Origin of the sequence: Nocardia sp. NPDC050712, from assembly GCF_040654295.1 — a bacterium.
Taxonomy (GTDB): Bacteria; Actinomycetota; Actinomycetes; order Mycobacteriales; family Mycobacteriaceae; genus Nocardia.
The window spans coordinates 861,931-884,876 of record NZ_JBFAHT010000001.1; the positions used below are offsets into that span (position 1 = coordinate 861,931).

Annotated in this window: 26 protein-coding genes; 11 read left to right on the forward strand and 15 right to left on the reverse strand. The window is 68.9% G+C overall.

Features of this window, described 5'->3' with window-relative positions:
• Nucleotides 1-7: 7 nt before the first annotated feature.
• The 6 genes from AB0H76_RS04095 to AB0H76_RS04120 are packed head-to-tail and all read right to left on the reverse strand — an operon-like array spanning nt 8 to nt 4,684.
• Nucleotides 8-1,276: a beta-ketoacyl synthase N-terminal-like domain-containing protein gene (locus AB0H76_RS04095; protein ID WP_357317083.1), complete on the reverse strand. Its 1,269-nt coding sequence runs from the start codon at nt 1,274-1,276 to the stop codon at nt 8-10.
• Nucleotides 1,273-1,746 carry a hypothetical protein gene (locus tag AB0H76_RS04100; protein WP_357317085.1) on the reverse strand — a complete coding sequence of 158 codons (474 nt, stop codon included), beginning with the start codon at nt 1,744-1,746 and terminating at the stop codon, nt 1,273-1,275. Before AB0H76_RS04100 ends, AB0H76_RS04095 begins: the two co-directional genes overlap by 4 nt.
• Nucleotides 1,743-2,999, reverse strand: a complete 1,257-nt coding sequence (locus tag AB0H76_RS04105) for a beta-ketoacyl-[acyl-carrier-protein] synthase family protein (RefSeq protein ID WP_357317088.1) — start codon at nt 2,997-2,999, stop codon at nt 1,743-1,745. The genes AB0H76_RS04100 and AB0H76_RS04105 overlap by 4 nt, the downstream gene beginning before the upstream one ends.
• Nucleotides 2,996-3,445, reverse strand: coding sequence for a hypothetical protein (locus tag AB0H76_RS04110; protein ID WP_357317091.1), 450 nt, complete (start codon nt 3,443-3,445; stop codon nt 2,996-2,998). Before AB0H76_RS04110 ends, AB0H76_RS04105 begins: the two co-directional genes overlap by 4 nt.
• Nucleotides 3,446-3,458: 13 nt before the next feature.
• Entirely contained in the window at nt 3,459-3,857 is a 399-nt protein-coding gene (locus AB0H76_RS04115; protein ID WP_357317093.1) for an acyl carrier protein, read from the reverse strand.
• A gap of 32 nt (nt 3,858-3,889) precedes the next feature.
• Nucleotides 3,890-4,684 carry an SDR family NAD(P)-dependent oxidoreductase gene (locus tag AB0H76_RS04120; protein WP_357317098.1) on the reverse strand — a complete coding sequence of 265 codons (795 nt, stop codon included), beginning with the start codon at nt 4,682-4,684 and terminating at the stop codon, nt 3,890-3,892.
• A gap of 533 nt (nt 4,685-5,217) precedes the next feature.
• Between AB0H76_RS04120 and fabD the strand changes: the two genes are divergently transcribed.
• A complete protein-coding gene (gene fabD, locus AB0H76_RS04125; RefSeq protein WP_357317100.1) occupies nt 5,218-6,192 on the forward strand; it encodes an ACP S-malonyltransferase in 975 nt (324 codons plus the stop codon).
• Here the strand turns inward: fabD and AB0H76_RS04130 are convergent.
• From AB0H76_RS04130 to AB0H76_RS04145, 4 genes are all read right to left on the reverse strand, one after another.
• Nucleotides 6,108-6,734, reverse strand: coding sequence for a PadR family transcriptional regulator (locus AB0H76_RS04130; RefSeq protein ID WP_357317102.1), 627 nt, complete (start codon nt 6,732-6,734; stop codon nt 6,108-6,110). The two genes, fabD and AB0H76_RS04130, sit on opposite strands and share 85 nt — an antisense overlap.
• Before the next feature lie 232 nt (nt 6,735-6,966).
• A complete protein-coding gene (locus AB0H76_RS04135; RefSeq protein ID WP_357317105.1) occupies nt 6,967-7,920 on the reverse strand; it encodes an LLM class F420-dependent oxidoreductase in 954 nt (317 codons plus the stop codon).
• A gap of 76 nt (nt 7,921-7,996) precedes the next feature.
• Nucleotides 7,997-8,785 carry an ABC transporter permease gene (locus tag AB0H76_RS04140; RefSeq protein WP_357317108.1) on the reverse strand — a complete coding sequence of 263 codons (789 nt, stop codon included), beginning with the start codon at nt 8,783-8,785 and terminating at the stop codon, nt 7,997-7,999.
• Nucleotides 8,782-9,693, reverse strand: coding sequence for an ATP-binding cassette domain-containing protein (locus AB0H76_RS04145; protein WP_357317110.1), 912 nt, complete (start codon nt 9,691-9,693; stop codon nt 8,782-8,784). Before AB0H76_RS04145 ends, AB0H76_RS04140 begins: the two co-directional genes overlap by 4 nt.
• A 143-nt stretch (nt 9,694-9,836) precedes the next feature.
• Here AB0H76_RS04145 and AB0H76_RS04150 point away from each other — a divergent pair, with 143 nt between their 5' ends.
• Both AB0H76_RS04150 and AB0H76_RS04155 read left to right on the forward strand, forming a co-directional pair.
• Nucleotides 9,837-10,820, forward strand: a complete 984-nt coding sequence (locus AB0H76_RS04150) for a helix-turn-helix domain-containing protein (RefSeq protein ID WP_357317112.1) — start codon at nt 9,837-9,839, stop codon at nt 10,818-10,820.
• Between the two features lie 68 nt (nt 10,821-10,888).
• Complete coding sequence (locus AB0H76_RS04155) at nt 10,889-11,500, forward strand: isochorismatase family protein (protein WP_357317115.1); 612 nt, start codon at nt 10,889-10,891, stop codon at nt 11,498-11,500.
• On the opposite strand, the gene AB0H76_RS04160 is transcribed toward AB0H76_RS04155, so the two are convergent.
• Entirely contained in the window at nt 11,497-12,426 is a 930-nt protein-coding gene (locus AB0H76_RS04160) for a zinc-binding dehydrogenase (protein ID WP_357317118.1), read from the reverse strand. The genes AB0H76_RS04155 and AB0H76_RS04160 overlap by 4 nt on opposite strands.
• A gap of 128 nt (nt 12,427-12,554) precedes the next feature.
• On the opposite strand from AB0H76_RS04160, the gene AB0H76_RS04165 reads away from it, so the two are divergent.
• Nucleotides 12,555-13,187: a TetR/AcrR family transcriptional regulator gene (locus AB0H76_RS04165; RefSeq protein ID WP_357317121.1), complete on the forward strand. Its 633-nt coding sequence runs from the start codon at nt 12,555-12,557 to the stop codon at nt 13,185-13,187.
• Nucleotides 13,188-13,225: 38 nt separating this feature from the next.
• Nucleotides 13,226-13,756 (forward strand): NUDIX hydrolase, encoded by a 531-nt coding sequence (locus AB0H76_RS04170; RefSeq protein ID WP_357317124.1) that lies wholly within the window; start codon nt 13,226-13,228, stop codon nt 13,754-13,756.
• Here the strand turns inward: AB0H76_RS04170 and AB0H76_RS04175 are convergent.
• Nucleotides 13,753-14,664 carry a MerR family transcriptional regulator gene (locus AB0H76_RS04175; protein ID WP_357317127.1) on the reverse strand — a complete coding sequence of 304 codons (912 nt, stop codon included), beginning with the start codon at nt 14,662-14,664 and terminating at the stop codon, nt 13,753-13,755. The genes AB0H76_RS04170 and AB0H76_RS04175 overlap by 4 nt on opposite strands.
• 72 nt (nt 14,665-14,736) lie before the next feature.
• Here AB0H76_RS04175 and AB0H76_RS04180 point away from each other — a divergent pair, with 72 nt between their 5' ends.
• The 3 genes from AB0H76_RS04180 (at nt 14,737) to AB0H76_RS04190 (ending at nt 17,830) form a co-directional block, all read left to right on the forward strand.
• Nucleotides 14,737-15,348, forward strand: a complete 612-nt coding sequence (locus tag AB0H76_RS04180) for a maleylpyruvate isomerase family mycothiol-dependent enzyme (protein ID WP_357317128.1) — start codon at nt 14,737-14,739, stop codon at nt 15,346-15,348.
• Nucleotides 15,349-15,439: 91 nt separating this feature from the next.
• Nucleotides 15,440-16,186, forward strand: coding sequence for a hypothetical protein (locus AB0H76_RS04185; RefSeq protein ID WP_357317131.1), 747 nt, complete (start codon nt 15,440-15,442; stop codon nt 16,184-16,186).
• Nucleotides 16,187-16,216: 30 nt separating this feature from the next.
• Nucleotides 16,217-17,830: an acyl-CoA synthetase gene (locus AB0H76_RS04190; protein WP_357317133.1), complete on the forward strand. Its 1,614-nt coding sequence runs from the start codon at nt 16,217-16,219 to the stop codon at nt 17,828-17,830.
• Between the two features lie 4 nt (nt 17,831-17,834).
• On the opposite strand, the gene AB0H76_RS04195 is transcribed toward AB0H76_RS04190, so the two are convergent.
• Entirely contained in the window at nt 17,835-18,185 is a 351-nt protein-coding gene (locus AB0H76_RS04195) for a hypothetical protein (protein ID WP_357317135.1), read from the reverse strand.
• 104 nt (nt 18,186-18,289) lie between these two features.
• On the opposite strand from AB0H76_RS04195, the gene AB0H76_RS04200 reads away from it, so the two are divergent.
• Together AB0H76_RS04200 and AB0H76_RS04205 are read left to right on the forward strand one after the other, a co-directional pair.
• A complete protein-coding gene (locus AB0H76_RS04200) occupies nt 18,290-18,922 on the forward strand; it encodes a histidine phosphatase family protein (RefSeq protein WP_357317138.1) in 633 nt (210 codons plus the stop codon).
• A gap of 79 nt (nt 18,923-19,001) precedes the next feature.
• On the forward strand, nt 19,002-19,997 hold the full coding sequence (locus AB0H76_RS04205) for an ABC transporter permease (RefSeq protein WP_357317141.1): 996 nt from the start codon (nt 19,002-19,004) through the stop codon (nt 19,995-19,997).
• On the opposite strand, the gene AB0H76_RS04210 is transcribed toward AB0H76_RS04205, so the two are convergent.
• Nucleotides 19,994-20,500, reverse strand: a complete 507-nt coding sequence (locus tag AB0H76_RS04210; protein ID WP_357317143.1) for a MarR family transcriptional regulator — start codon at nt 20,498-20,500, stop codon at nt 19,994-19,996. The two genes, AB0H76_RS04205 and AB0H76_RS04210, sit on opposite strands and share 4 nt — an antisense overlap.
• Nucleotides 20,501-20,544: 44 nt before the next feature.
• On the opposite strand from AB0H76_RS04210, the gene AB0H76_RS04215 reads away from it, so the two are divergent.
• Nucleotides 20,545-21,762 carry an MFS transporter gene (locus AB0H76_RS04215; protein WP_357317146.1) on the forward strand — a complete coding sequence of 406 codons (1,218 nt, stop codon included), beginning with the start codon at nt 20,545-20,547 and terminating at the stop codon, nt 21,760-21,762.
• Here the strand turns inward: AB0H76_RS04215 and AB0H76_RS04220 are convergent.
• A complete protein-coding gene (locus AB0H76_RS04220) occupies nt 21,757-22,866 on the reverse strand; it encodes an alpha/beta fold hydrolase (RefSeq protein WP_357317149.1) in 1,110 nt (369 codons plus the stop codon). The genes AB0H76_RS04215 and AB0H76_RS04220 overlap by 6 nt on opposite strands.
• Nucleotides 22,867-22,946: the final 80 nt, after the last annotated feature.

Genomic DNA, 22,946 nt, shown 5'->3' on the forward strand with positions numbered 1-22,946 from the left:
GTTCGATTCAGATGCGCTTGAGGGCCAGCGCCGCGGACTGGCCGGACAGGCCCCGGCCGATCGCGACGCTGTAGTCGGAGGTGAGGTCGCGCGCGGTGCCGGGCACCCAGTCCAGGTCGCAGTCCGCGCCCGCGTGCTCGAGGTTGAGGGTCGGCGGCACCGCGCCGTCGCGCAGTGCAGCGGCGGCCAGGGCGACATTCAAAGCGCCTGCGGCGGACAGCAATTGGCCGACAGCTGGTTGCACGCTGCTGGCCAGCACGGTGTCCGCGCCGGCGCCGAGCGCGGTGCGCAGACCACGGGCCTCGGCAGCGTCCGCGCGCGGCACCGCCGCCCCGTCCGCGGCGACGTAGCCGACCTCGGTGCCCTCGATCGCGGCCTCGCGCAGCGCGGACCGGACCGAGGTGGCCACCGCGCTGCCGTCACCCCAGATCTGCCCGGGCGGCACCGGTTCCCAGCCGCCGCCGAACCCGACGACCTCCGCGTACGGCTGGATGCCGCGCCGCAGGGCGGACTCGTAGGTCTCCAGCACCAGCACACAGGCGCCTTCGCCGAGTACCGTGCCGCCGGCCGACCGGTCGTAGGGGCGGACCGCGCCGGGGTCGCTGTCGGCGGTGAGCAGGCCGAGCCGGTCCAGCTTGGAGGCGCACCACCAGGAGACCGCGTCGTCGAAGGCGCCGGCCACCGCGACCTCGGTATCGCCCCGCGCCACCGCGCGATAGGCGTTTCCGATCGCGCTGACCCCGGCGTCGCCGGCGCCGGATTGGAAGGCGCTGGGCCCGGCGAACCCGAATTCGTCGGAGAGGAAGAACATTTCGGCCGACGGCAGGCCTTCGACGAAGAACAGCGGATACATCTCCGCGGCTTCCTTGCCGAGACGTTCGATATCGATGGTGCCGTCGTCGTTGCGTGCCTGGACGGTGGCCTCCAGCACGTGCCGTGGATCGGCGATCTGGTTCTCGCTGGCCAGGAACACCCCGACCGTGTCGTTGCCGGGTGTCGCCGGATCGATCCGCGCCTCGTCGGTGGCCAGCCGCACCGCGGTGTGCGCCAGCTGGTTCGCCCGTGTCATCAGGCGCAGCGACTTCCGGTTGCGCACATAGGGTTTGGCGTCGAAGTCGGCCACCTCGGCGCCGATCCGGGTGCGCAGCGAGGACGGGTCGTAGCGCTGGATGCGCCGCACCGCGCTGTGCCCGGCGAGCAGCGCCTTCCAAGTCGGGGTGAAACCGACACCCAGGGGCGACACCACGCCGATGCCGCTGATCACAACGCGATTCATGGGACTTCCTTAGCTGGAGTCGAGTGGTTGATCAGGGCCAGCTCACGCACCCGGACGACAACCGTGTCGCCGCAGGTGATCCGGCCGGACAGCACCGCGTGCGCGCTGTCGCGGGTGCGCAGGTCCACCGCCAGCCGGAGCTGATCGCCGGGGCGCACGTAGTGGCGGAACTGCGCCCCGCGGGTGGCGGCGAGCTGCCACTGCCCGCCCACCGTCGCGGCCAGCAGCGTGTCGGCCAGATTCGAGAGCCCGTGCAGCAGCAGCACTCCGGGCAGCACCGGGAAGCGCTGGAAGTGGGTGTCGAACACGGTCAGCGTGTGCGGCACGTTCGCCAGCGCGACCGCTCTTGCGCCGACGTGCAATTCGACGATCCGGTCCAGGCACAGCCCGCCCGCCAGCGCGAGGTCGTCGGGCGGCACCCGCAACTGGCCGGTCCAGCGCGGGGCGGACAGAATGCTGTCGACGGTCATGACGCCTCCAGCAGCAGCGAGGCATTGGTCCCGCCGAAGGCGAACGAATTGACCACGGCGACCGAAACATCCGCCGTGCGTGCCTGATTCGGGACGTAGTCCAGATCCAGCTTCGGATCGGGTTCGGTGTAGTTGATCGTCGGCGTCACCAGCCCGTCGGCGAAGGCCCGCAGTGCGGCAAGCACATTGAGCGCGCCCGCGCCCGCCGTCAGATGCCCGGTCATCGACTTGGGCGAGGTGACGAGCAGGTCGTAGGCGTGTGCGCCGAAGACCTGCTTGATGGCCGCGGTCTCGGAGGTGTCGTTACCGGGCGTGCTGGTGCCGTGCGCGTAGACACAGTCGACGGCGTCCGGGACGACGCCGGCGTCGGCGATCGCGTTGGCCATCGCGGTGATCGAACCGCCGCCGTCCGGCGGAGAATCGGTGATCCGGTAGGCGTTCATGGTCGCCGCGTAGCCGCTGACCCGCCCGAGGATCCGCGCGCCGCGGGCCAGCGCGATCCGCTCGTCCTCCAGCACCATGAGCACCGAGCCCTCGCCGAGCACGAAGCCGTCCCGGTTCGCGTCGAACGGCTTGGACCCCTTGGTCGGATCGTCGTTGTATCCGGTGGTGAGGGCGCCGAGCAAGGCGAACCCGGAGACGTCGAGCCAGGTGGTCAGCGCGTCCTGACCACCCGCGATCGCCATGGTGATCTCACCGGCCTGAATGCGCCGGAACGCCTCCCCGATCGCGTGGGTGGCCGACGCGCACGCGGTGCTGATCCCGCTGATCGGTCCGCGGCAGCCGCCCACCTCCGCGATAGCCGCGAGATCGATGCCCTGATCGCAGCGCAGGGTGCTGTCCGGATCGCGGCGATGGATCTCGGCGCCGTCGCTGCGGTCGCGGGTCAGCCCGATCTGCGCCAGTTCGGCGGCTTCGGGCCGGCCGACGTGCCCGCCCACGAAGACCCCGCGCTGCTCCGGGGCGTGATGCCCGGCGACGTCGCCGGCCTCCGCCATCGCCTCCGCCGCCGCGACGACGCCGAATCCGCCTGCCCGGGTGAGTAATTCCCACCGCTGCGTGGGAATCAGCTCGGGCGCGGGCCGGAAGTCGCGCACCATCCCGGCGATCTGCACCGAGAACGAACCGGGATCGAAGGTCTCGATCCGCCCGACCCCGCTGCGTCCCGCGGCCAGCGCGGACCAGGTATCCGGTGCGGTATTGCCCACCGGCGTGACCGCGCCGATACCGGTGATGACCACCTTGTTGTTCATGAGCGTTCCCCACTTCGCAGGATTTCCTCGCGGTCGCGCACCGACGCGGCGTCTTCGAGCACGTCGGCGTCGATCAGCGCGCACATCAGGTCCTCGACTTCGAGGACGGTCCGGTCGCCGACCCGCAGGTGACCGGAGACGACGATGGTGTCCCCGGCCGACCGGATGTCGGCCGCGGCCAGGATGTCGTCGCCGGGGCCGACCCGCGACCGCGCGAGCGCGGCGCCGACCGAGAGGAGCACGGCGCGGTGCTTGCGGTCGGTGCTCAGATAGACCAGCCAGGCCGCGCTCTGCGCGAGCACTTCCAGCTGGATCGGTAGCGGCATGTATTGATGTCCGGAATCATCTGTGGCCCAGTACTTTTCGCTGGAACTGGTGCGCTTGACCGCCTCGATGCGGGTCCACGGTTCGAGCGTGTCGATGCGATCGACCAGATGGAATCTCATGGCGGCACCCGCGTCAGCTCGCCACGCCGACCTGGGGCGAGACCAGGTCGGCCAGGTTGCGCACGGTGAACAGGTTCATCACGTCCTCGGCGGGCAGCTTCCCGCTCAGCTCGGCCGGATCGATCTGGGGCATCACCTTTTCCAGCTGCGCCAGGCCGAGATCGGAGACGACGCCGTCCTCGGTGCCGAACTGCGCGTCGGGGATGCCGCCCTGGATCCGCTCGCTCAGCTCGTTGGTGGTGATCTTGACGCCGAGCCGGCGCTCGATCCGGAACAGGATGTCGAGCAGATCGATCGACTCGGCGCCGACCTCCCCGAAAAGCGTTGCGTCGGCTTCGACTTCGTCGATGTCGAGGGCGACGGCCTCGGCCACGATCTCGCGGACGGTATCGATGACACTGGTTTCGGACATGGTTGTTCCCTCTATCTGTGGTGTGCGGATTACTAGTGGCGGGTGGTCTTCTTGAGCGGCTTGCCCAGGAGCAAAGTGCCCCCGCCCATTCCGTCGATCGGGATCAACGCGCCGCTGAGGTGCCTGGTGTGGGTGGCCGCGAGGAAGGACACCAGCTCGGCGACCTCCTCGACGGAGGTCGCGCCGGGCACGGGTACCTGGCCGATGATGCCGGCGCCGTTGCCGCCGCCGAGGACGTCGGCGATCATCTCGGTCTCCACGAAACCGGGGAGCACGGCGTTCACCCGGATCCCGAATCTGGCGAATTCGAGCGCGGAGGCCCTGGTAAAGGAGTTGATCGCCGCCTTGGAGGCGGCGTAGGCGGAGGCGCCGAGCCAGGCCCGCTCGCCCATGACGGAGGAGACGTTCACGATGGCCGCCCCGTCCTGCTGGGTGAGCGCGGCCGCGGCGGCCCGGGTGCAGTTGAACACCCCGCCGAAGTTGACCCGCATGACCTCGAGCCAATCGGGTTCGTCCATCTGCATGATCAGCCGGTTGCGCGTGATGCCGCAATTGTTGACCAGGATGTCGAGACGTCCGGCCTGTGCCAGGGTCTCCTGGATGACGGCGTCGGCCTCGTCCGGCCGGGCGACGTCGCCCTGTACCGCGATGGCTTTTCCGCCGTTGTGCTCGATTTCCGCGACGACCTCTTTCGCGGCCTGTTCACCGCGAAAGTAGTTGACGGCGACGAATGCGCCCTCCGCGGCCAGCCGACGGCAAATTGCCTGTCCGATCCCGCCCGATCCGCCGGTGACCAATGCGGCGCGGCCGGTGTGAATTGATGACATACATACTCCCCGGAGCACTGCTCTCGGAAGTGCGGCACCGTCCGGATCGAACGATCGGATCCACACTTTCCGAAACCGATGATCCAGCTCGCCACAACGCTGTGCAACTGACCAAACAGTGACGCTGGTCACACAAATTCGGGTCATTGAAAAGTCGCCGGAAGCGCCATTTTCCACCAATCGCACACGATTAATTCCGGTGAATTCCCAGGCAGTCCGCATAATCGTGGCTACCCCTCGCGGGTGACCCCGAAGTTTGCCGGATGCCTATTTCGAACGGCCGTTGCCGAAGTGCGAAATGTGATGTTCACCGATCTGTATCAGTAGATGTACTCGGAAAACCAAACCGGTCGGGCGACTATGTGGGTATGACAGTGATGGAGGCCACTCGCCGGATGAAATAGCCGCCGTTTGCGCGCATAATCGCAAACGTGGGGATGGCCCCGATGCCGCGACAAACCGATGGCGTCCATCGCGGGCCCGGATTCTTCGGGTTTCCTGGTATACCCGTATTTCTCGATGGAGTTTTCGAAATGCATGCTTCGTACTTGTTTCCCGGCCAGGGTTCGCAGCGGATCGGGATGGGCCGCGATCTCCGCGATGCCTATCCGGATCTGGTCGCGCCGATATTCGAGACCGCCGATGACATTCTCGGATTCGAGCTCTCCCGGCTGTGCTGGGAGGGCCCGGAGGATCGGCTGGAGCGCACCGACATCACGCAGCCGGCCGTTTTCCTCGCGGGTTTCGCCGCCTACCGGGTGCTTGCCGAGACATTGCCACCGCCGCTGGTGGTCGCGGGCCACAGCCTCGGCGAGTACACCGCGCTGGTCGCGGCCGGCGTCCTGGACTGGACCGACGCGCTCGCGCTGGTCCGGCGCCGGGGCATGCTGATGGCCGGGGTGAACGAATCGACGCCGGGTGCGATGGCGGCCGCGCTCGGGCTGCCCGCCGCCGAGGTCGAGCGAATCTGCGCGGCGGTGCGCGCTGAGACCGCTGAGATCGTCGAGGTCGCGAACTACAACAGCGCCGATCAGACCGTGGTGTCCGGCAGTGTGCCCGGGGTGGCCGAGTTCAGTGCCCGGGCCCTGGCGCCCGCCGATCCGGCGGTGAAGGTGAAGCGAATCAAGGTCGGTGCGCCGTTCCACAGCTCGATGATGGCGGCGGTGGAAGCGGAATTCGCTGCGGACCTGGCCCGGGTGCGTTTCGCCGATCCGGTGCTGCCGATCATCGCGAACGTCACCGCGCGACCCGTGTGCACCGGGGCGGACGCGCGCGAGGCGTTGCGGGTCCAGCTCGCCGGATCTGTGCGATGGAGTGAAACGCTGACCACGGTGCTCGGTTACGGCATCGACGCATTTCTCGAGGTCGGTCCGGGGCGCGTGCTCACCGGTCTCTGCAAGCGCGCCTATCCCGAGGTGGCCTGCTATTCCGCGGGTGAGGCCCGGCGTATCGAGGCCATTGTCGGCGCGGCGAACTCGGGCGCGGATGCCGAGTTGCGCGCGTCCTGACCGCGGCCCGGGATGCCGTCCCAGAATTCCACCGCGAGGCTCTCGTATCGGATCCCGAATTCCAGCACCAGCAACTCGTTGGCGTCACTTTCCGGAGTTCCGGACAGTGAGGTGTACGCGGTGCGGTAGCGGTCCAGGCGTTGCTGGTGCGCGGACTTCTCGGCGGCGGCGACTTTCGCGACGTCCGCCGGGTCCGACAAACTACCGAAATAGAGTTTCAATAAGCCGCTGTCCCGCAGTTCGTGCGTCGGTGCGTCGGAGCTGTGCGACAGCCATTCGTCGAGTCGTGCCCGGCCGAGATCGGTGATACTATAAATTCGCCGGCGCCGGCCTGTCGGCTCCTGATATCCGGAGAGTAGTTCCTTCTCCGCCAGGCGCTCGGGTTCGGCATAGATTTGAGAGTGGGGGAAAGACCAGAAGAATCCGATCGAGCGGTCCACGTGCTTTTTGATGTCGAATGGTGTGCAGGGGCCGGTTCGTGCCACCAAGCTTAGAACCAGATACGACGTGGGGCTGAGCTTAAATGTAGACAAGCGGCTCATTCCTCTCGTGTCGAGGGCTAGCCGCGAATCGATGCGACGGACCCTTTCTTGGTTGTTGTGGATTCGCGCGGTTCGTAATTCACACAGTCCACTGTCTGGGACTCAACCTGTGGGCCGGACTATACATTTCGGACTGTTGGGCAGTCAACCGCCGTGCGCGGGCGCCCAAGTGCTGCAATGTCTTTCGGAACGAATGTCTCGGCGCCGTTTCAGCGCCGAGACATTCGTGGTTTCACCGAGTTGTCACCAAGGGGGCCAGGGTGTTTCCGGCCAGTTCGACAACGCCGGGCTGATGGCCGTTGGCGACCATATTGATGACCAGGCCGTCGACGCCGAGATCGAGGACCTGCTCCTGGAGCCGGCCGGCGACCTCGTCCGGCCCGCCGATGAACAGCTTGCCGGCCATGCCGGCCCGGACCCGGTCCACCTTCGACGGATCACCGACCCGGCCGGCGAACATCTCGTCGACCGCCCGGTGCGCGCGGTCGGGTGACTCGTCCATGGCGACGAAGGCTAGATAACTGACATCCAAGGTGGCGCGGTCGCGGCCGATCTCGTCGCAGCGCTGCTGCAGCGCGGCCAGCTTGCCCGGCAGTTCGGCGGCATCGCAGCCGATGCTCAGATGATCGGCGTAGCGGGCGGCCAGTGCGAAGGTCTTCTTCTCGCCGGCGCCGCCGAGCATGATGGGCAGGTCGTCGCGCACCCGCGGCTCGTTGATGGCGTTCGCGACGCGATACCACTTGCCCTCGAAACTCGGGCGCTGCCCGCGCAGCATCGGCGTGATGATCTGCAGGGCCTCGTCGAGCTTCTGGAAACGTTCGGTGAAGGAACCGAATTCGTAGCCGTAGGACTTGTGCTCGAGCTCGAACCAGCCGGCGCCGATGCCGAGCATGGCCCGGCCCTGGCTGACCACGTCGAGTGTGGTGATGATCTTGGCCAGCAGCGCCGGATTGCGGTAGGTGTTGCCGGTTACCAAGGTGGACAACTGGATTCGCTCGGTGGCGGTCGCGATGCCGGCCAGTGCGGTGTAGGCCTCCAGCGTCGGCCCGTGCGGCGGGCCGAACCGCTGGTAGAAGTGATCGGTCAGGAACGCGGTGTCGAATCCGGCGCGCTCGGCCTCCTGTGCCTGCGCGATCACGGTGGGGAAGAGCTTGTCGACGGTTCCCCCGAAGTTGAAGTCGGGCATCTGGTATCCGAGGCGAACAATCGCTCGCCCAGCGGGTTTGGTCATCTGCTACTCCGATAGTTGCGGCGCGGATTTCTCACACGTCTTTGCGGATCAGGGCTCGGCGTCCCCCGACCAGTACGCCGAGAGTCAGCAGGATGACGATCACCAGGCGCGGCCAGCCGCCCAGCGCGCCGATGAGCTCATCGGCCGCGTCGGCGCTCTGGGACAGCTTTCCCACCACGGCGGTCGGCGCCATGATCGTCATCAGTTTGTGCAGTTCGCCGAACGCGGTGGCCGAGGCGGCCTCCGGCAGCACCACGTGGGCGCTCACCGCGGCCACGGCGCCGGCCGAGCTGCGCAGCATCAGGCCGATGGCCAGGCCGAACAGGGCTACCGCGGGGAACACCAGATAGATCCCGAGCAGGCCCGGGAATGGCTGTCCCGCAGCGTATTTCGACGCGTCGATGGTGGCGATTCCGACCAGGTAGGCCAGGGTGGTGGACAGCAGGCCGACGACGGTGGAGATCGCGGCGGTGGTGATCACCTTGGCGGCGAAGACGGTGTCGCGCTGCGGGGTCGCCGCGAGCACCGGCCGGATGGTGCCGGAGGAGTACTCGGTGGTCATCATGAGCGCGCCCCACGCGCCGATCACCGCCACCGGCAAGGTCAGCGCGGTCAGGGATCCGCCGAGCACCGTGTCGTGGGCCTCGAGGCTGTCCGACAACCCGACCAGCAGTGCGCTGGCCGGGCCGAGAATCAGGGCCAGCAGCGGGAGCAGCCAGAGGGCGCGCGCGGATCTGGCCTTGATCAGCTCGGACTGCACCTGGAAGCGCAGGGCGGACCAGGCGTGGACCGGGGCGAGGGGGGCGACGATGGTGCTCATGCGGACTCCTGCATCAGGTCGTGCGGTGCGAAAGTGTGCTGGCCGGTGACCAATTGGGTGTAGACGTCCTCGACCGAGGCCTGCAACGGGGTCAGTTCGTCGAGCACGATGCCCCGCACGGCCGCGATCTGCCCGATCTCGCGGGACCGGGTCCCGCGCACGGTGCCGACATCGCCGCGGATCACCAGGCGATCGCCCAGTGCCTCGGCCAGTTCCGGCAGGCCCGCGCTGCGCACGCGCACCGTCGGTTCCGCGACGCGCTCGACGAAGGTCGCCGTCGGCTCGTCGGCGATGAGCTTTCCCCGGCTCATCACCAGCAGGTGGTCGGCGACCAGTTCGGTCTCGCTCATCATGTGGCTGGACAGCAGCACCGTGCGACCCTCGTCGGCCATCGCGCGCAGCGTCTGCCGGATCCAGCGGATCCCCTCGGTGTCCAGGCCGTTGACCGGCTCGTCCAGGATCAGCACCGAGGGGTCGCCGAGCAGCGCCGCGGCGATGCCGAGCCGCTGACGCATGCCGAGGGAGAAGCCCTTGACCCGCTTGCCCGCGACATCGGTGAGCCCGACCCGATCGAGCACCTCCTCGACCCGCCGGCGCGGGATGCCGTTGCTCGCGGCCAGGAAGGCCAGATGCTGGGCCGCGGAGCGCGATCCGAGCACGTCGCCGGCATCGAGCAGCGCGCCGACGGTATGCAGCGGATAAGTGAGTTCGCTGTACCGGCGCCCGACCACGGAGACCTGGCCGGAGGTCGGGGTATCCAGGCCCAGGATCAACCGCATCGTGGTCGACTTGCCGGAGCCGTTCGGTCCGAGAAACCCGGTGACGCGGCCGGGTTCGACGGTGAAGGTGAGGTCTTGGATGGCGCGCGTCTTGCCGTAGAACTTGGTCAGACTCCGTGCTTCGATCATGTTTCGAGCCTATGGACGCAGGCAGCGGGGCACATCCCTCCTCCGGGCGAACTTCGGGAGTCACTCTCAGGAGTGATATTCATGGCTGGATGTGACAGGTATGCGTCATTGCGGACACGTGCGGGGGCGTCGATGATGGGTGCATGCCTCTGATCCATCGCGTACTGATCGCGGTCTTCCCGGATGTCGACCTGCTCGACGTCACCGGGCCGGCCGAGGTCTTCGCGCTGGCCAATCGGGAAGGCGGCGGCCGGGTCCGCTACGAGGTGCGGCTGGTGAGCCCGCACGGCGGCGCGGTCACCACCTCGGCCGGGGTCCGGCTGCTGACCGATGTCTCGTTCGCGGAGGTCGACGGCGGTATCGACACGCTGATCGTGCCCGGCGCGGTGGCGACCTCCCCGAATGGTCCGGTGGCGTTGATCGATCACGACGTGGTGGCGTGGCTGGAGACCGTCGCCCCCCGGGTCGGCCGCCTCGCCTCGGTGTGCGTCGGCGCGCATCTGCTGGCCGCGGCGGGATTGCTGGACGGCAAGGTGGCGACCACGCACTGGTCCACCGCCGATCAGCTCGCCGCGGAGTATCCGCGGATCGTGGTCGACCCCGACCCGATCTTCGTCCGCTCCGGCCGGGTGTGGACCGGCGCCGGAATCAGTGCCTGCCTGGATCTTTCACTCGCGCTGGTGACCGAGGACCACGGCGAGGAACTGGCACTGGCGGTGGCCCGGCAACTGGTGGTCTACCTGAAGCGCCAGGGCGGGCAGAGTCAGTTCAGCGTGCCGCTGAGCCGCCCGGCCGCGTCCCGCCGCGATATCGACGAGCTGCGGCTGTTCATCGCCGAACATCTCACCGACGACCTGTCCGTGTCGGCGCTCGCGACCCGAATGTCGCTGAGCGAGCGGCATTTCACGCGTGTCTTCCGGCAGGAGACCGGCACCGGCGTCGCCGCCTATGTAGAGGCGGCGCGGGTGGAAGCCGCCCGGCGCCTGCTCGAAACCACCGACGAACCGCTGGCCGCGGTCGGCGGCGCCGTCGGCCTGGGCTCGGTGGAGACCCTGCACCGCGCCTTCCGCAAACAACTGGGCACCAGCCCCGGCGCCTATCGCCGCCGCTTCCGCACCATCGCCTGAGTCCAGGCCCGTACCTGTGCCGTAGCCGTTCCGGCCACGGATTCCCCACCCCCATGAAAGGAATTGTTGTGTCTACTGTCGCGCCCTCCGCCACCCTGCGTGAGGTTTCCGGTCTCGGCGACCAGCTGCCCCGCCTGGCCGAGGCCACCGTCGTCCTGATCGATTTCCAGAACACCTACCGCACCGGCGTGATGGCGTTGACCGGCGCCGAAGAAGCGCTGGCCGCGGGCGCCCGGCTGCTGGCCGCGGCCCGGGAGCTCGGCCGCCCGATCGTGCACATCGTCAACGATGGCGGGGAAGGTACGCCCTACGACATCCGCGCCGAGATCGGCTCGATCAGTGCCGAAGTCGCCCCGCGCGCGGGCGAACCCGTGGTGGTGAAGCAGGTTCCGAATGCCTTCTTCGGCACCGAGCTGGAGCAGACGCTGAAGGATCTCGGCGCCGGCCCCGAGCTCGTGCTGGCCGGGTTCATGACCCACATGTGCGTAACCTTCACCGCCCAGGGCGCTTTCAACCTCGGCTACCGCCCGACGGTGGTCGCCGAGGCCACCGCCACCCGGGCGCTGCCGGCTCCCGGCGGCCCGGCCCTGTCGGCCGCGGCACTGCAAGCCGCGGCGCTCACCACCATCGCCGATCTGTTCGGTGTCGTCGCGCCGACCGTGGATGACCTGACGGCCTAACGGAATTCGAGCACCGCCTTGCCGTGCAGGCGGCGTTCCCCGAGCAGGCGGGCGGCGTCGGCGAAGTCCGACCAGTCACCGCGCCAGGCGATGCCGGGATCGAGGCGGCCCGCGGCGACCTGGCCGGCCAGCCAGGTCAGGTCGCGGGCCAGCCCGCCGCAGGAGAGCAGGAAGAAGGTGACGATCGAGCGGTCGTGGCGGCCCTGATCGCCGAAGAAGTCGCCGAACTCGAACTGCTCGGCCTGACCGGCGGAGTGGCCGACAGCGACCAGAGTGCCGGTCTCGCTGAGGGAATGGAAGGCCTCGACCAGTTGGCGGCCGCCGATCAGGTCGACGACGCCGTCGACCGCGGTGTCCAGCTCGGCCGGGCCGGACACGACGCGGTCGGCGCCCAGCGCGGTCAGGGTGCCCGCGTGCGCGCCGGGGTCGCCGGTGCTCGCGATGACGTGCGCGCCGCCCATTCGGGCGAGCTGGATCGTGTAGCGCCCGACTCCGCCGGTGGCCCCGGTGACCAGCACCGAGCGGCCCAGGAGCGGGCCGAGGCGGTGCAGGGCGCGCAGCGCGGTGGCCGCGGCGACCGGGATCGTGCTGATCGCGCCCAGGTCGGCGGACGCGGGCACGACCCCGAGCAGAGCGGTGTCCACGGCGCGCAATTCGGCCCAGGCCCCGGCCATGCCGAGCGTGACCACCGGCGTGCCCGCCGCCGGGCCCGAGCCGTCCGCGGCGGCGCGCTCGACGACGCCCGCGGCATCCCAGCCGAGGACCGCGCCCGCGGGCGCGGTCTTCAGCGCGAACCGTACTTCGCCGTCGTTGAGCGAGGTCGCGGTCACCCGGACCAGGGCCTGATGCGGCGCGGGCTCGGGATCGGGGGCCTGGCCCAGCCGGAGGCCGGACGGCTGGGCATGGTCGACGAGCAGTGCGCGCATGAGCGAAGGCGCCTTTCGGGCGGGTGGTGCACACCGGTCGGCGTGCGGTCATCAATGTGCCACTGAGTGGCAAATGCGGTCAAGAGGCAAAGGGCAACGATAGGCACTCGCTGGGTAGAGTGCGTCCCATGTCCGATGCCGCGTCCCCGCCGCTGCCACTGCGCGAGCGCAAGAAGCAGCGCACCCGGCAAGCGCTGATCGACACCGCCGGGGAGCTGTTCGCCGAGCGCGGCGTCGACAGCACGACGCTGGACGACCTGTGCGCGGCCGTGGAAATCTCCAAGCGCACGTTCTTCCGCAACTTCCCCAGCAAGGAAGCGGTGGCGATGGCCCCGCTGCACGATCTGTGGGCCGCCTTCCTGGCACACCTCGACCACGCCACCCCGGCGACCGGCACGCTGCTGGATCTTCTCCAGGACACCCTCGTGGCCGCCGTCCGCGAAACGGCCGTCGACGGCTGGCCGCGGCGTGCGACCCGCAGCCATGGCCTCGCCCGGACCACCCCCGCGCTGGCCGCCCACAACCTCCAGTTCTGCGACCAGACCACCCGCAGCGCCCTGGATCTCCTGCACCGCGATCTGCGTCTCACCGACGATCTGCACGCCCGGCTGGCCCTGGACATCCTCGTCGCCGCGTTCCACTGCGCCCTCGACACCTGGTCCGCCCGAACCACTTTCGGCACACCCGAGTTGATCGCGGAGCTGCGCGCCGCGTTCGCCGCCGTGCCCGGTGCGCTGACGATGCGTGTCGAGCCGCGCTGATCGCCTGGCGCACTCGAGTGCGCTTTCTATCCTGTGGCATGAGCATTCGAACGGTGGCGTCGCGGCTGGTGTACGAGAATCCGTGGTTGTCGTTGCGGGAGGACCGGATCGAGCGGGCCGACGGGAGCCGGGGGATCTACTCGGTGGTCGACGCGCCGGACTTCGCCGTGGTGCTGCCGTTCGAGGACGACGGGTTCCATCTGGTCGAGCAATATCGGTATCCGATGGGGCGGCGGTCGTGGGAGTTTCCCGCGGGCGGGTTTCCGGCGGGCGTCACCGGGACCCCGGAGCAGCTGGCGGCCGCGGAGCTGGTGGAGGAGACCGGCTTTCGGGCCGGGCGGCTGGAGCGGCTGGGCTTGCTGCATCCGGCCAACAGCATGACCGGTCAGGGTGGGGAGGTGTTTCTCGCGACGGAGCTGTCGGCGGGGCCGGCGCGGCGGGAGGTGACCGAGCAGGACATGCGCCAGCAGTGGTTCGGGCGAACGGAATTCGAGCGGATGGTGCGCGCGGGGGAGATCACCGACGGGCCGACGCTGGCGGCATATCTGCTGTTCCGCATGCGCCCCTAGGACGCTGCCACCGAGCGCGCCAGCGCCCCGTGCAGCCACAGCTGGGCGGCGCCGCTGGTGGCCGGGCCGACGAGTGCGCCGGTGAGGGTCCAGTAGCGCTGGATCCAGGGGTCGGTCTCGCGGGATGCGCGCAGGAGCGTGCTGCGGAAGGTCGCGGTGTCGCGCAGTCCGCGCGCTGCGGCGTGGGTGGCGACGAAGTGGTCCAGGGCCGGGCCGGGGCGCGGGTCGGCGCCGGTGACGATCAGCGGAGCGACCCGTTCGCCCGCTTCGGCGAGGCCGACCAGGAGTCCGCGCCGGTCTTCGAGCTCGGCTGGTCTGGCCCGCCAAATACTCTGGGACATAGTGGCTTTCGCCTGCGGTACGGTCAGGTGCGCGACGAGCTCGGCGAAGGTGAGCAGTTGCCGCGGGGTGGGTTCGGCGGATAGCTCCGGGATGTTCATGAAGGCGAAGCCGTCGAACATCGGCGGCGGAAGCGGGGTGAGCAGACCTCGCCAGAAGTGCCGGATCCGGTCTTCGGCGGTCTTCCGATCCTGCACGGCGGCAAGGAGTTCGATCCGGTTCCGCTGCTGTTCGGGGGAGCCGTTCCCGACCGCGCGCAGCGCCGCACGCCGCCAGTTCAGGGCGGCGAGTTCGCTGTCGACGGCGGTGCGTTCGGCGGCGATCGCCTCGGTCACCGAAATGTGCCCGCGGAGCACCGCTCTGGCCCTGGTCAATCCGATGCCCAGCCCGTGCAGATGGCGGATCAGCTCGAGCTGGTCACTCGCGTCCGCGTCGAAGGTCCGATGGCCGCCGCCGGTGCGCTCGCACGCCAAAGCCCCTTCGTCGCAGTAGAAACGGATCGTCCGCACCGAAACCCCGGTGCGCCGCGACAGTTCCCCGATCCCGATCCGCCCTGTGTCCTCGCTCACGTTCGCTTGCACCTCCACCCGGCTGGAGTTTCTACCGTACTGCCGAACCCGCACTCGAGGATCGGAGCGACAATGACCAAGGAACACGATGATCAGGTCTGGGACGCGGTGGCCGCCGCCCGCCGCAGCCTCGTGCAGCTGCTGGAAGACCTGCCCGAATCATCCTGGGACCACCCCACTCTCTGCGCCGAGTGGCGCGTCCGCGACGTCGTCGCCCACCTGATCCTGTCCGCACACGCCGGCCTGTCCTGGATCCTGCTCGAACTCCTGCGCGCCCGCGGCAGCCTGGACCGCGCCATCCGCGACACCGCCATCCGCCACGCCGACCGCACTCCCACCGCGGCCCTGCTCGCCGAACTCCGCGCCACCATCCCCGCCCGCACCACCGCCCTCGGCACCACCCCCGCCGACCGCCTGATGGACCTCCTCGTCCACGGCCAGGACATCGCCATCCCCCTGGCCCTCCCACACGAAATACCCACCCCCGCAGCCCGAACCGCCCTGCACCGCGTCTGGACCATGGGCCCCCCATTCCACGCCCGCAAAAAACTCCACCCCTACCACCTGATCGCCACCGACACCGACTGGTCCGCCGGCACCGGCATCCAACTCACCGCCCCCACCGCAACTCTGCTCCTGCTGGTGACCGGCCGCACGAACGTCGAAGAGTTGCTCCAGCGCTGAAGATCCCTGCTTGCCGTGCCGCTCGTCCCGTTCGATGCTGTAACCGGTCGCGTTGTCACGACCGGTTCTGTTCGGCGGCGGGGAGATTCGAATGACCTACCTGGCACATGAATTGGCCGCGCGGATCGCCGAGTCGAAGGATCGGGAGGGTGTGGTTCGCGTCTATCCCGGCGAGCACTGGGGCGAGAGTCTGCAACGGATGCTGCACCGGGTGCACACCGAAGTCTTGGTCGCGGTCGGCGCTCCGCTCCGGATGCAGGGCTACTACCTCCGCGAGGCCCTGGTGCTGCGGGATCTGCTCGCGACCGGGAAACGGATCCGGGTGCTGTACTCGCGGGACTACGCACGGTCCCGGAATCCGGCGCCCGGTACCCGGCAGGCGGTGATCGACTCCTGGACCAAGGTCGCGCCGATGGAGTTCCCCAACGCGCTGATCATCGACCGCGCGGTCGGCGTGCTGTGGAGCCCGGTCACCGTGGCGCGGCCCGAGGCGCTGGTCATCCGGGACCCGGCCCTGCTCGGCTATCTACACCGATTCACCACCACGACATGGGATTCCGCGGTGCGGCTGCGGCCGGACCCGGAGTTCGACGGACTCGCCCTCGCGGTGCTGGACTCGCTGGCCACCGGCCTGAAGGACGAGGTGGCGGCACGGCGGCTCGCGGTGTCGGTGCGGACCTATCGCCGCCAGGTGGCGGCGTTGCTCGACCGGCTGGAGGTCGAGACGCGTTACCAGCTCGGAGTGCGCGTCGCCGAGTTGGGCATCGGGCCGGGGCGTGCGCAAGCCCCGGGACCGGATCCGGCAGGAAGCTGCCACAACCGTGGCGACAGCACCTGATCGGCGTGCCGCCGATTTAGCTTGGGCCCCATGGCTTTCAATGTTGCTGATCTGTTCGAACACGCGGTGGACGCCGTGCCGGATCGTCTCGCCGTCATCTGCGGCGACCGTCAGGTCACCTACCGTCAGCTGGACGAACGCGCCAACCGGCTGGCGCATCACCTCGCCGCCCGCGGCATCGGTCCGGGCGATCACGTCGGCGTCTACTCGCGGAACTCGATCGAAGCGCTGGAAGTGATGATCGCGACGTACAAGGTGCGGGCGGTCTCGGTGAGCGTGAATTACCGCTATACCGCCGACGAGGTTCGCTACCTCGTCGACAACGCCGATCTGGTGGCGCTGGTGCACGAGCGCCGATACGCGAACATCGTCGCCGAGGTGCTGCCGTCCACCCCGAAGGTGACGGATGTCCTTGTGATCGAGGATGGTTCGGCCGTCGGCCACGACGGTAGGGTATACGAGGCTGCGCTGGCGGCGCGGTCACCGGTGCGAGATTTCGAGGAGCGCAGCGCCGACGATCTCTACCTGCTGTACACCGGTGGCACGACGGGATTCCCGAAAGGCGTGATGTGGCGTCAGGAAGACGTGTGGCGCGCGCTCGGCGGCGGAATCAACCACGTCACCGGTGAATACGTGGAACACGAGTGGCAGCTTGCCGACGAGGCCCGCCGGTCACCCGCCGGTCTGGTGCTGGCACCGCTGTCGCCGTTGATCCACGGTGCGGCCCAGTGGGCGGCCTTCCTCGGCCTGAATTCCGGCGGCACCATCGTTTTCGTGCCGCAGTTCGATGCCGCCGAGGTGTGGCGCACCGTGGAACGGCACCGCGTCAACGTGCTCACGGTGGTGGGTGACGCGATGGCCGGGCCGCTGCTGGACGCCTACCGGGCCGGCAGCTACGACACCTCGTCGCTGTGGGCGGTCACCAGCCACGCCGCCCTGTTCTCCCATGCGTTGAAACAGCAGTATCTCGAGCTGTTTCCGAATCTGTTCCTCACCGACGTGGCCGGCTCCTCGGAGAGTGGCGGAACCGGACTCGGGGTGGTCACCAAGGACTCCGATCACGCGCAGGGTCCGCGCGTGCGCTGCAACGCGCAGACGGCGCTGCTCGCCGACGACAACAGCCTGATCGAACCGGCGCCCGGCGCGGTCGGCCGGATGGCGCGCACCGGGCACGTGCCCCTCGGCTACTACAAGGATCCGGAGAAGACGAAGACGATCTTCGCCGACGTCGACGGCAAGCGCTATGTGGTGCCGGGTGATTACGCGCGCTACGAAGCCGACGGCACCGTCACCCTGCTCGGCCGCGGTTCGGAATGCATCAACACCGGCGGCGAGAAGGTGTTTCCCGAGGAGGTGGAGGGCGCGCTCAAAGCCCATCCGGATGTGTTCGACGCCTTGGTGATCGGTGTCAGCGACCCGCGCTTCGGGCAGGCGGTGGCGGCGCTGGTGCAGGCCCGGCCGGGAGCCGTGCTCGACCTCGCGCAGCTCGACGGGCATATTCGCGTCACGGTCGCCGGGTACAAAGCGCCGCGCACCTATTGGATCGTCGAGGAGATGATGCGTCAGCCCAGCGGCAAAGCCGACTACCCGGCGGCGAAACGCTATGCCGCCGAACATTCCGAGCTGGCAGGGAAGCCATGCTGATCGCTCAGCGCGCCGGTTCGGCGGTGCCGAGGTGGAAAGGGGTGCTGCGGCCGCGGGCTTCGAGGCGGCCGTCGCCCCAGCTCGCGCTGCCGTAGGCGTCTACCTCGATGGCGTAGTCGCCGGGGGTGAGGGGGTGGGGGAGGTGCAGGGTGGTGGTGGGCTTGCCGTCGACGATGTCGAGGTAGCGGCGGTCGGCGGCGTGCGGGGTGATCATGAAGAGGCGGGCGTATTCGAAGCGGCTGCGGGCGGCGGTGGCGTCGGCGGGTGCCCATGCGATGGTCAGCGCGGGTGGGGTGGCGTCGGTGAATTCGACGGTGACGTGTAGCCGGCCCGGGAGTCCGCTCGGGTGTTTCACGGTTCCTCCTCGGCTGCCCGGATCGGCCGCGCTGTGTTCGGATTCCAGGCTGGCACGTGCGGGGGCGCGGGGCAAATGTCGGTCGGGGACCCTATCGTGGGCCGATGCGAACGCTGTATGTCATCGCGCATCCGGAGTCGGCCCATCATGTCGACGGGCTGGTGGGTGGGTGGTACGACTCGGAATTGACGGCCGGTGGTCTGGCGGCCGCGGCACAGATAGCCGAAGAGTTGCGGGCCCGGATTCCCGACGGTGCCGAAGTGGAGTTGTTCTCCTCCGATCTGTTGCGGGCGCAGCAGGCCGCCGAGGTCATCGGCGCCCGGTTGGGGACAGTCCCGGTCATCGATCGCGCGCTGCGGGAGAAGTCCTACGGCGTGGCCGAGGGGAAACCGCAGGCCTGGCTGCGGGAGCGTTTCGTGACACCGCCCGCGACGGGGGAGCGGCTGGGTCATGACGAAGGCATCGCCGGGGCGGAGACGATGGGCGGGTTGGCGCGGCGCGTGTACGCGGCGATGGACTCGATCCTGGCTCGCGGCGGCGAGCACCAGATCATCGTGACGCATGGCGGCACACTGACTTTCGTGGTGGGCGCGTTTCTCGGGCTGCCGTGGGAGACGCTCGGTTACGCGCGTTTCCGGGGACCTTCCGGCAGTATCACCGAACTCCGGGAGGACGACTACTTCCACAATCGCGAGCTGGTCGGCCTCGGCGATACCGGCCATCTGCGCCGGGAGTGACTCGCGCATCCGGCCTTCCGGGCGGTGGCGCTGGTAGGTTGACCGGAAGGTTGCTGCCGTCCGACATGCGAGGAGAGTGATGTTCGGTGAAGGCGCGGCGATGAACTGGGCGAGGTTTCGGGCCTCGCCGTATTTCCCGGCGACGGTCCTGGTGTTCATCCTGGCGACGGCGGCCGCGATCTTCGCGGGTTCCTACACCTATGTCATGGCCAAGCCCACGCCCCGCCACGTTCCGATCGCCGTGGTCGCGCCCTACGGCGACAACGAGTTACGCGATTTTCTCGCGGCCATGAACGGCGGCTTGAGCGGCACCCTCGAAATGCGGGGTTTCGACAGCTACGGTCCCGCGCTGCGCGAGCTGTACAGCCAGCAGGTCTTCGCGATCGTCGAAAAGCGCGCGCCGGGAATCGAAGTCGACATCGCGACCGCCTCGGGCGCGTCGGTGGCGGATCTGCTGGCGCAGACCGCGGTCACGGCGGGCTCGGAAACCCAGCACGCGGTCACGGTGACGGACCTGATTCCCCTGCAAGAGGGCGATCCTCGCGGCCTCGGCCTGTTCTACATCACCCTGGCGGCCATCATCGTCGGCTTCGTCGGCGCGATCCAGCTCGGTGTGCACGCGAGCGGCCTCGGCCCGCACGCCCGCATCGCCTTCACCGCCGCCTACGCGCTGTTCGGTGGCTTCGCGATCGCCGCCACCGTGGACTGGGGGCTGGGCGCGCTGGAGCTGCCCTTCCCGGAGTCGTGGGTGATCCTCGCGCTGACCATGTTCACCGCGGGCATGGTCTTCACCATGTTCGACAAGCTGTTCGGGCGCTGGGCGATGGTGCCTACCTGGGGTCTGCTGGTGATCCTGGGCAACCCGTCCTCCGGCGGCGCGGTGTCCTGGCCGCTGCTGCCCGCGATGTTCGCCGTGATCGGCCGGTGGTTGCCGCCGGGCGCATCGGTCCAAGCCCAGCACACCGCGGTGTATTTCCGTGCGCACCAAGACCTGTTCCCGTTCCTGGTGCTCGCGGGCTGGGCCGTCGTCACCTGCGCGGTCTACCTGTTCAGCGCACGTCGGCCCCGCCGCTAACCCGGCAGCGTCTCGTTCAGCTTGCGCAACAGCGTGATCAGGGCCGCTCGCTCGTCCGCGGTCAGACCGGACAGCAGCCGCGTCTCGTTGCGCAGGTGCTCGCCGATCGCCTCGTCGATGAGCGCGCGCCCCCGGTCGGTGAGCTGGATCAGCCGCCCGCGCGCGTCGTCCTCGGCCGCGCGCCGGTGCACCAGCCCGGCCCGCTCCAGGCGATCGACCCGCTTGGTGACCGCGCCGGAGGTCACCATCGTCGACCCGCGCAGATCACCCGCGCTCAGTTCGAACGGCTCACCGGAGCGGCGCAGGGTGGCCAGTACGTCGAATTCGCCTCGGGACAGCTCGTATTCGGCGAATACCCGGCCCAGTCGCTCTTCGAGTGCCCAGTGCAGCCGGCTGATCCGGCCGACCACCTGGATCGGGCTCGAATCGAGATCGACCCGTTCCCGGCGCCACTGGCGCTCGATGCGGTCGATGTCGTCGAGCTCGGCGGGGGTGCGATCCATCGCCATAGATTGACATATCTTCCTGGGAAACTAATATATCTTCCATGGAAACTAATTCTGTGGCGCCGCCGTACTCGGCCGCCAGATCGTGGCTGAGCGTCGCGGTGATCACGGCGAGCCTGTTCGTCTTCGTCACCACCGAGCTGATGCCGGTCGGCCTGCTGACTCCCGTCAGCGCGAGCCTGAGCATCTCGGTCGGCGTCGCGGGGCTGATGGTCACCCTGTACGGCCTGTCCGCCGGGCTGGGCGTGCCGTTCATCGTGGCCTGGACCCGGCGGGTCGACCGGCGCATGCTGCTCTCGGCGCTGCTGGCGATCCTGGCGCTGGGCAACCTGGTCACCGCGCTCTCGCCGAGCTACCCGCTGGTGCTGGCGGTGCGGCTGATCATGGGCTTCGCCAACGGCGTGTTCTGGGCCATCGGCGTCAGCATGGCGATGCGTGTTGTCCCGGAACGGCATTCGAGCCGCGCGGCGGCGGTCGCGCTGTCCGGGATCTCGATCGCCACGGTGGTGGGCATTCCGCTGGGCACCTTCCTGGAAAGCGTCAGCAGCTGGCGCACCACCTTCCTGATCTGGAGCGCGCTGAGCGCGGTGGTGTTCGTGGCGGTCACCGTCATCGTGCCCGCCCTGCCCTCGGCGAACGCGATCCCGGTCCGCGAGGTGTTCCAGCTCCCGCTGCGCAACCGGCAGCTGCGGCTGGTGCTGGTGGCCGTCGTGCTGTACGTGTTCGGTCACTTCGGCGCCTACACCTTCGTGCGGCCGTTCCTGGAGCAGAATGCCGCCGTCACACCGGCATTCATCACCGTCCTGCTGATCATCTACGGCGTCGGCGGCGCCGCCGGTAACTTCCTCGCCGGCTACACCGTGACCAAGAACCTGCGGGCCAGCTTCGTCGTCGCCTGCACCGGTCTCGTGGCGGCGCTGCTGTTGCTGCTCGCGATCGGCGACTCGAAGGTCGGCGCGACCCTGGCCCTGGCCCTGTGGGGCGTCTCCTTCGGCGCGGCCAACCTCTGCCAGATCAACCTGCTGCTGGAGGCGGCCCCGGACAAATTCGAGGCCGCGATGTCGATCAACACCATGGGCTACAACACCGCCATCGCGCTGGGCGCGCTGTTCGGCGGCCTGTTCGCCGACCACGTCGGCGTCACCGGCGCGGTCTGGTTCGGCGTCGCCCTGATGGCGGCCTCGCTGCTGGTCACCCTGTTCGCCCGGCGCCGGGCCACCGAACCCGCACCGGCGGAGGTTGTGGCTACCGGCTCATAGTTTTCCGCTGCCACCGATCAGCCACGGGTTGAACGTGCAGGTCGGCACGGTCGCGTGCGCGGGATCGAGCGCGTTCAACGCCAGGCTCGCCGCGCGCGGGGAGTACATCAGGGTCAGGTGATCGGACAGATCCTGCTCGCATCCCTCCTGCAAGGTGATGTTGTGCACCGTGGCGCCCGCCCCGGCCCGCAGGAACGTCCAGTCGTAGGGATTGGTGACCTCGTCCCAGCGGGATCCGACCGCGGTGTAGTCCACGCCGGGCACGGTGTCACCGTCTGCGTTGAGCACGGCGTAGAACGGCGAGCCCACCGCCTGCTGGATGTTCGACAGTCCGGCGATCGGTTCGGCGAAGCCCAGGATGTTGATGCCGAGGTTGTTGATGGCCCGGCCCAGCGTGGCGATGCCCAGCAGCGAGGTGCCGTGGTGGGTGGCGCCGAAGGTCACCAGCTTGGCGACCTTGCCCGCACCGCCGTTGAACTTCAGATAGTGGTTGGCGATCGTGCCGCCCTGGGAGTGGCCGACGATGTCGACCTGGTCGGTCCCGGTCGCCGCGCGCACCCGCTCCACGAATTCCGCGACCTGGAGCGAGGATTCCTCCATCGGGCCGACGCCGTAGCGGCCGGGCAGCACCGAACCGAGCCCGCCGCCCTGCACCAGTCCGGACTTGCCGAAATTGAGCGCGAAGACGCAGTAACCGGCCCGGGCCAGCTGCGGTGAGAGGGAGGAGAAGGTGTCGTAGGCGTTGAGCCAGGTGCCGTGCAGCAGCACTACCGGCCGCGGATGCTCGGCGGTGGGTTGGCAGTCCCACCGGTTGGCGCCGGCGGGCGCGGAGTCCGGGTTGAACAGCCCGTAGGCGAAGGCCGCCAGCGGCGCGGTCATCGCCGGGCCCTCGCCGACCGCGGCCGCCGCCGTGCTGCGCCCCCAGCCGGCACTACCGGAGCCACTGCCGGAATCGACGATGGCCTGCGGCTGCCTGCCGTCCGCCGCCGGGACGAGGCCCGCGGACAGGCTCTGCGCGAAGGCCCGCAACTCGTCCTCCGGCGACGCGTTCGCCGGGCCGACCCCCTGCGCGAGGGCCACGCCCGCGACCAGCACACCGGTCACGATCCGACGTATCCGTTGCTTCTTTGCAACCATGTCCGCACATCCCATCTGTTCGCTGACCCAGCGCGGCGAATGCCTAT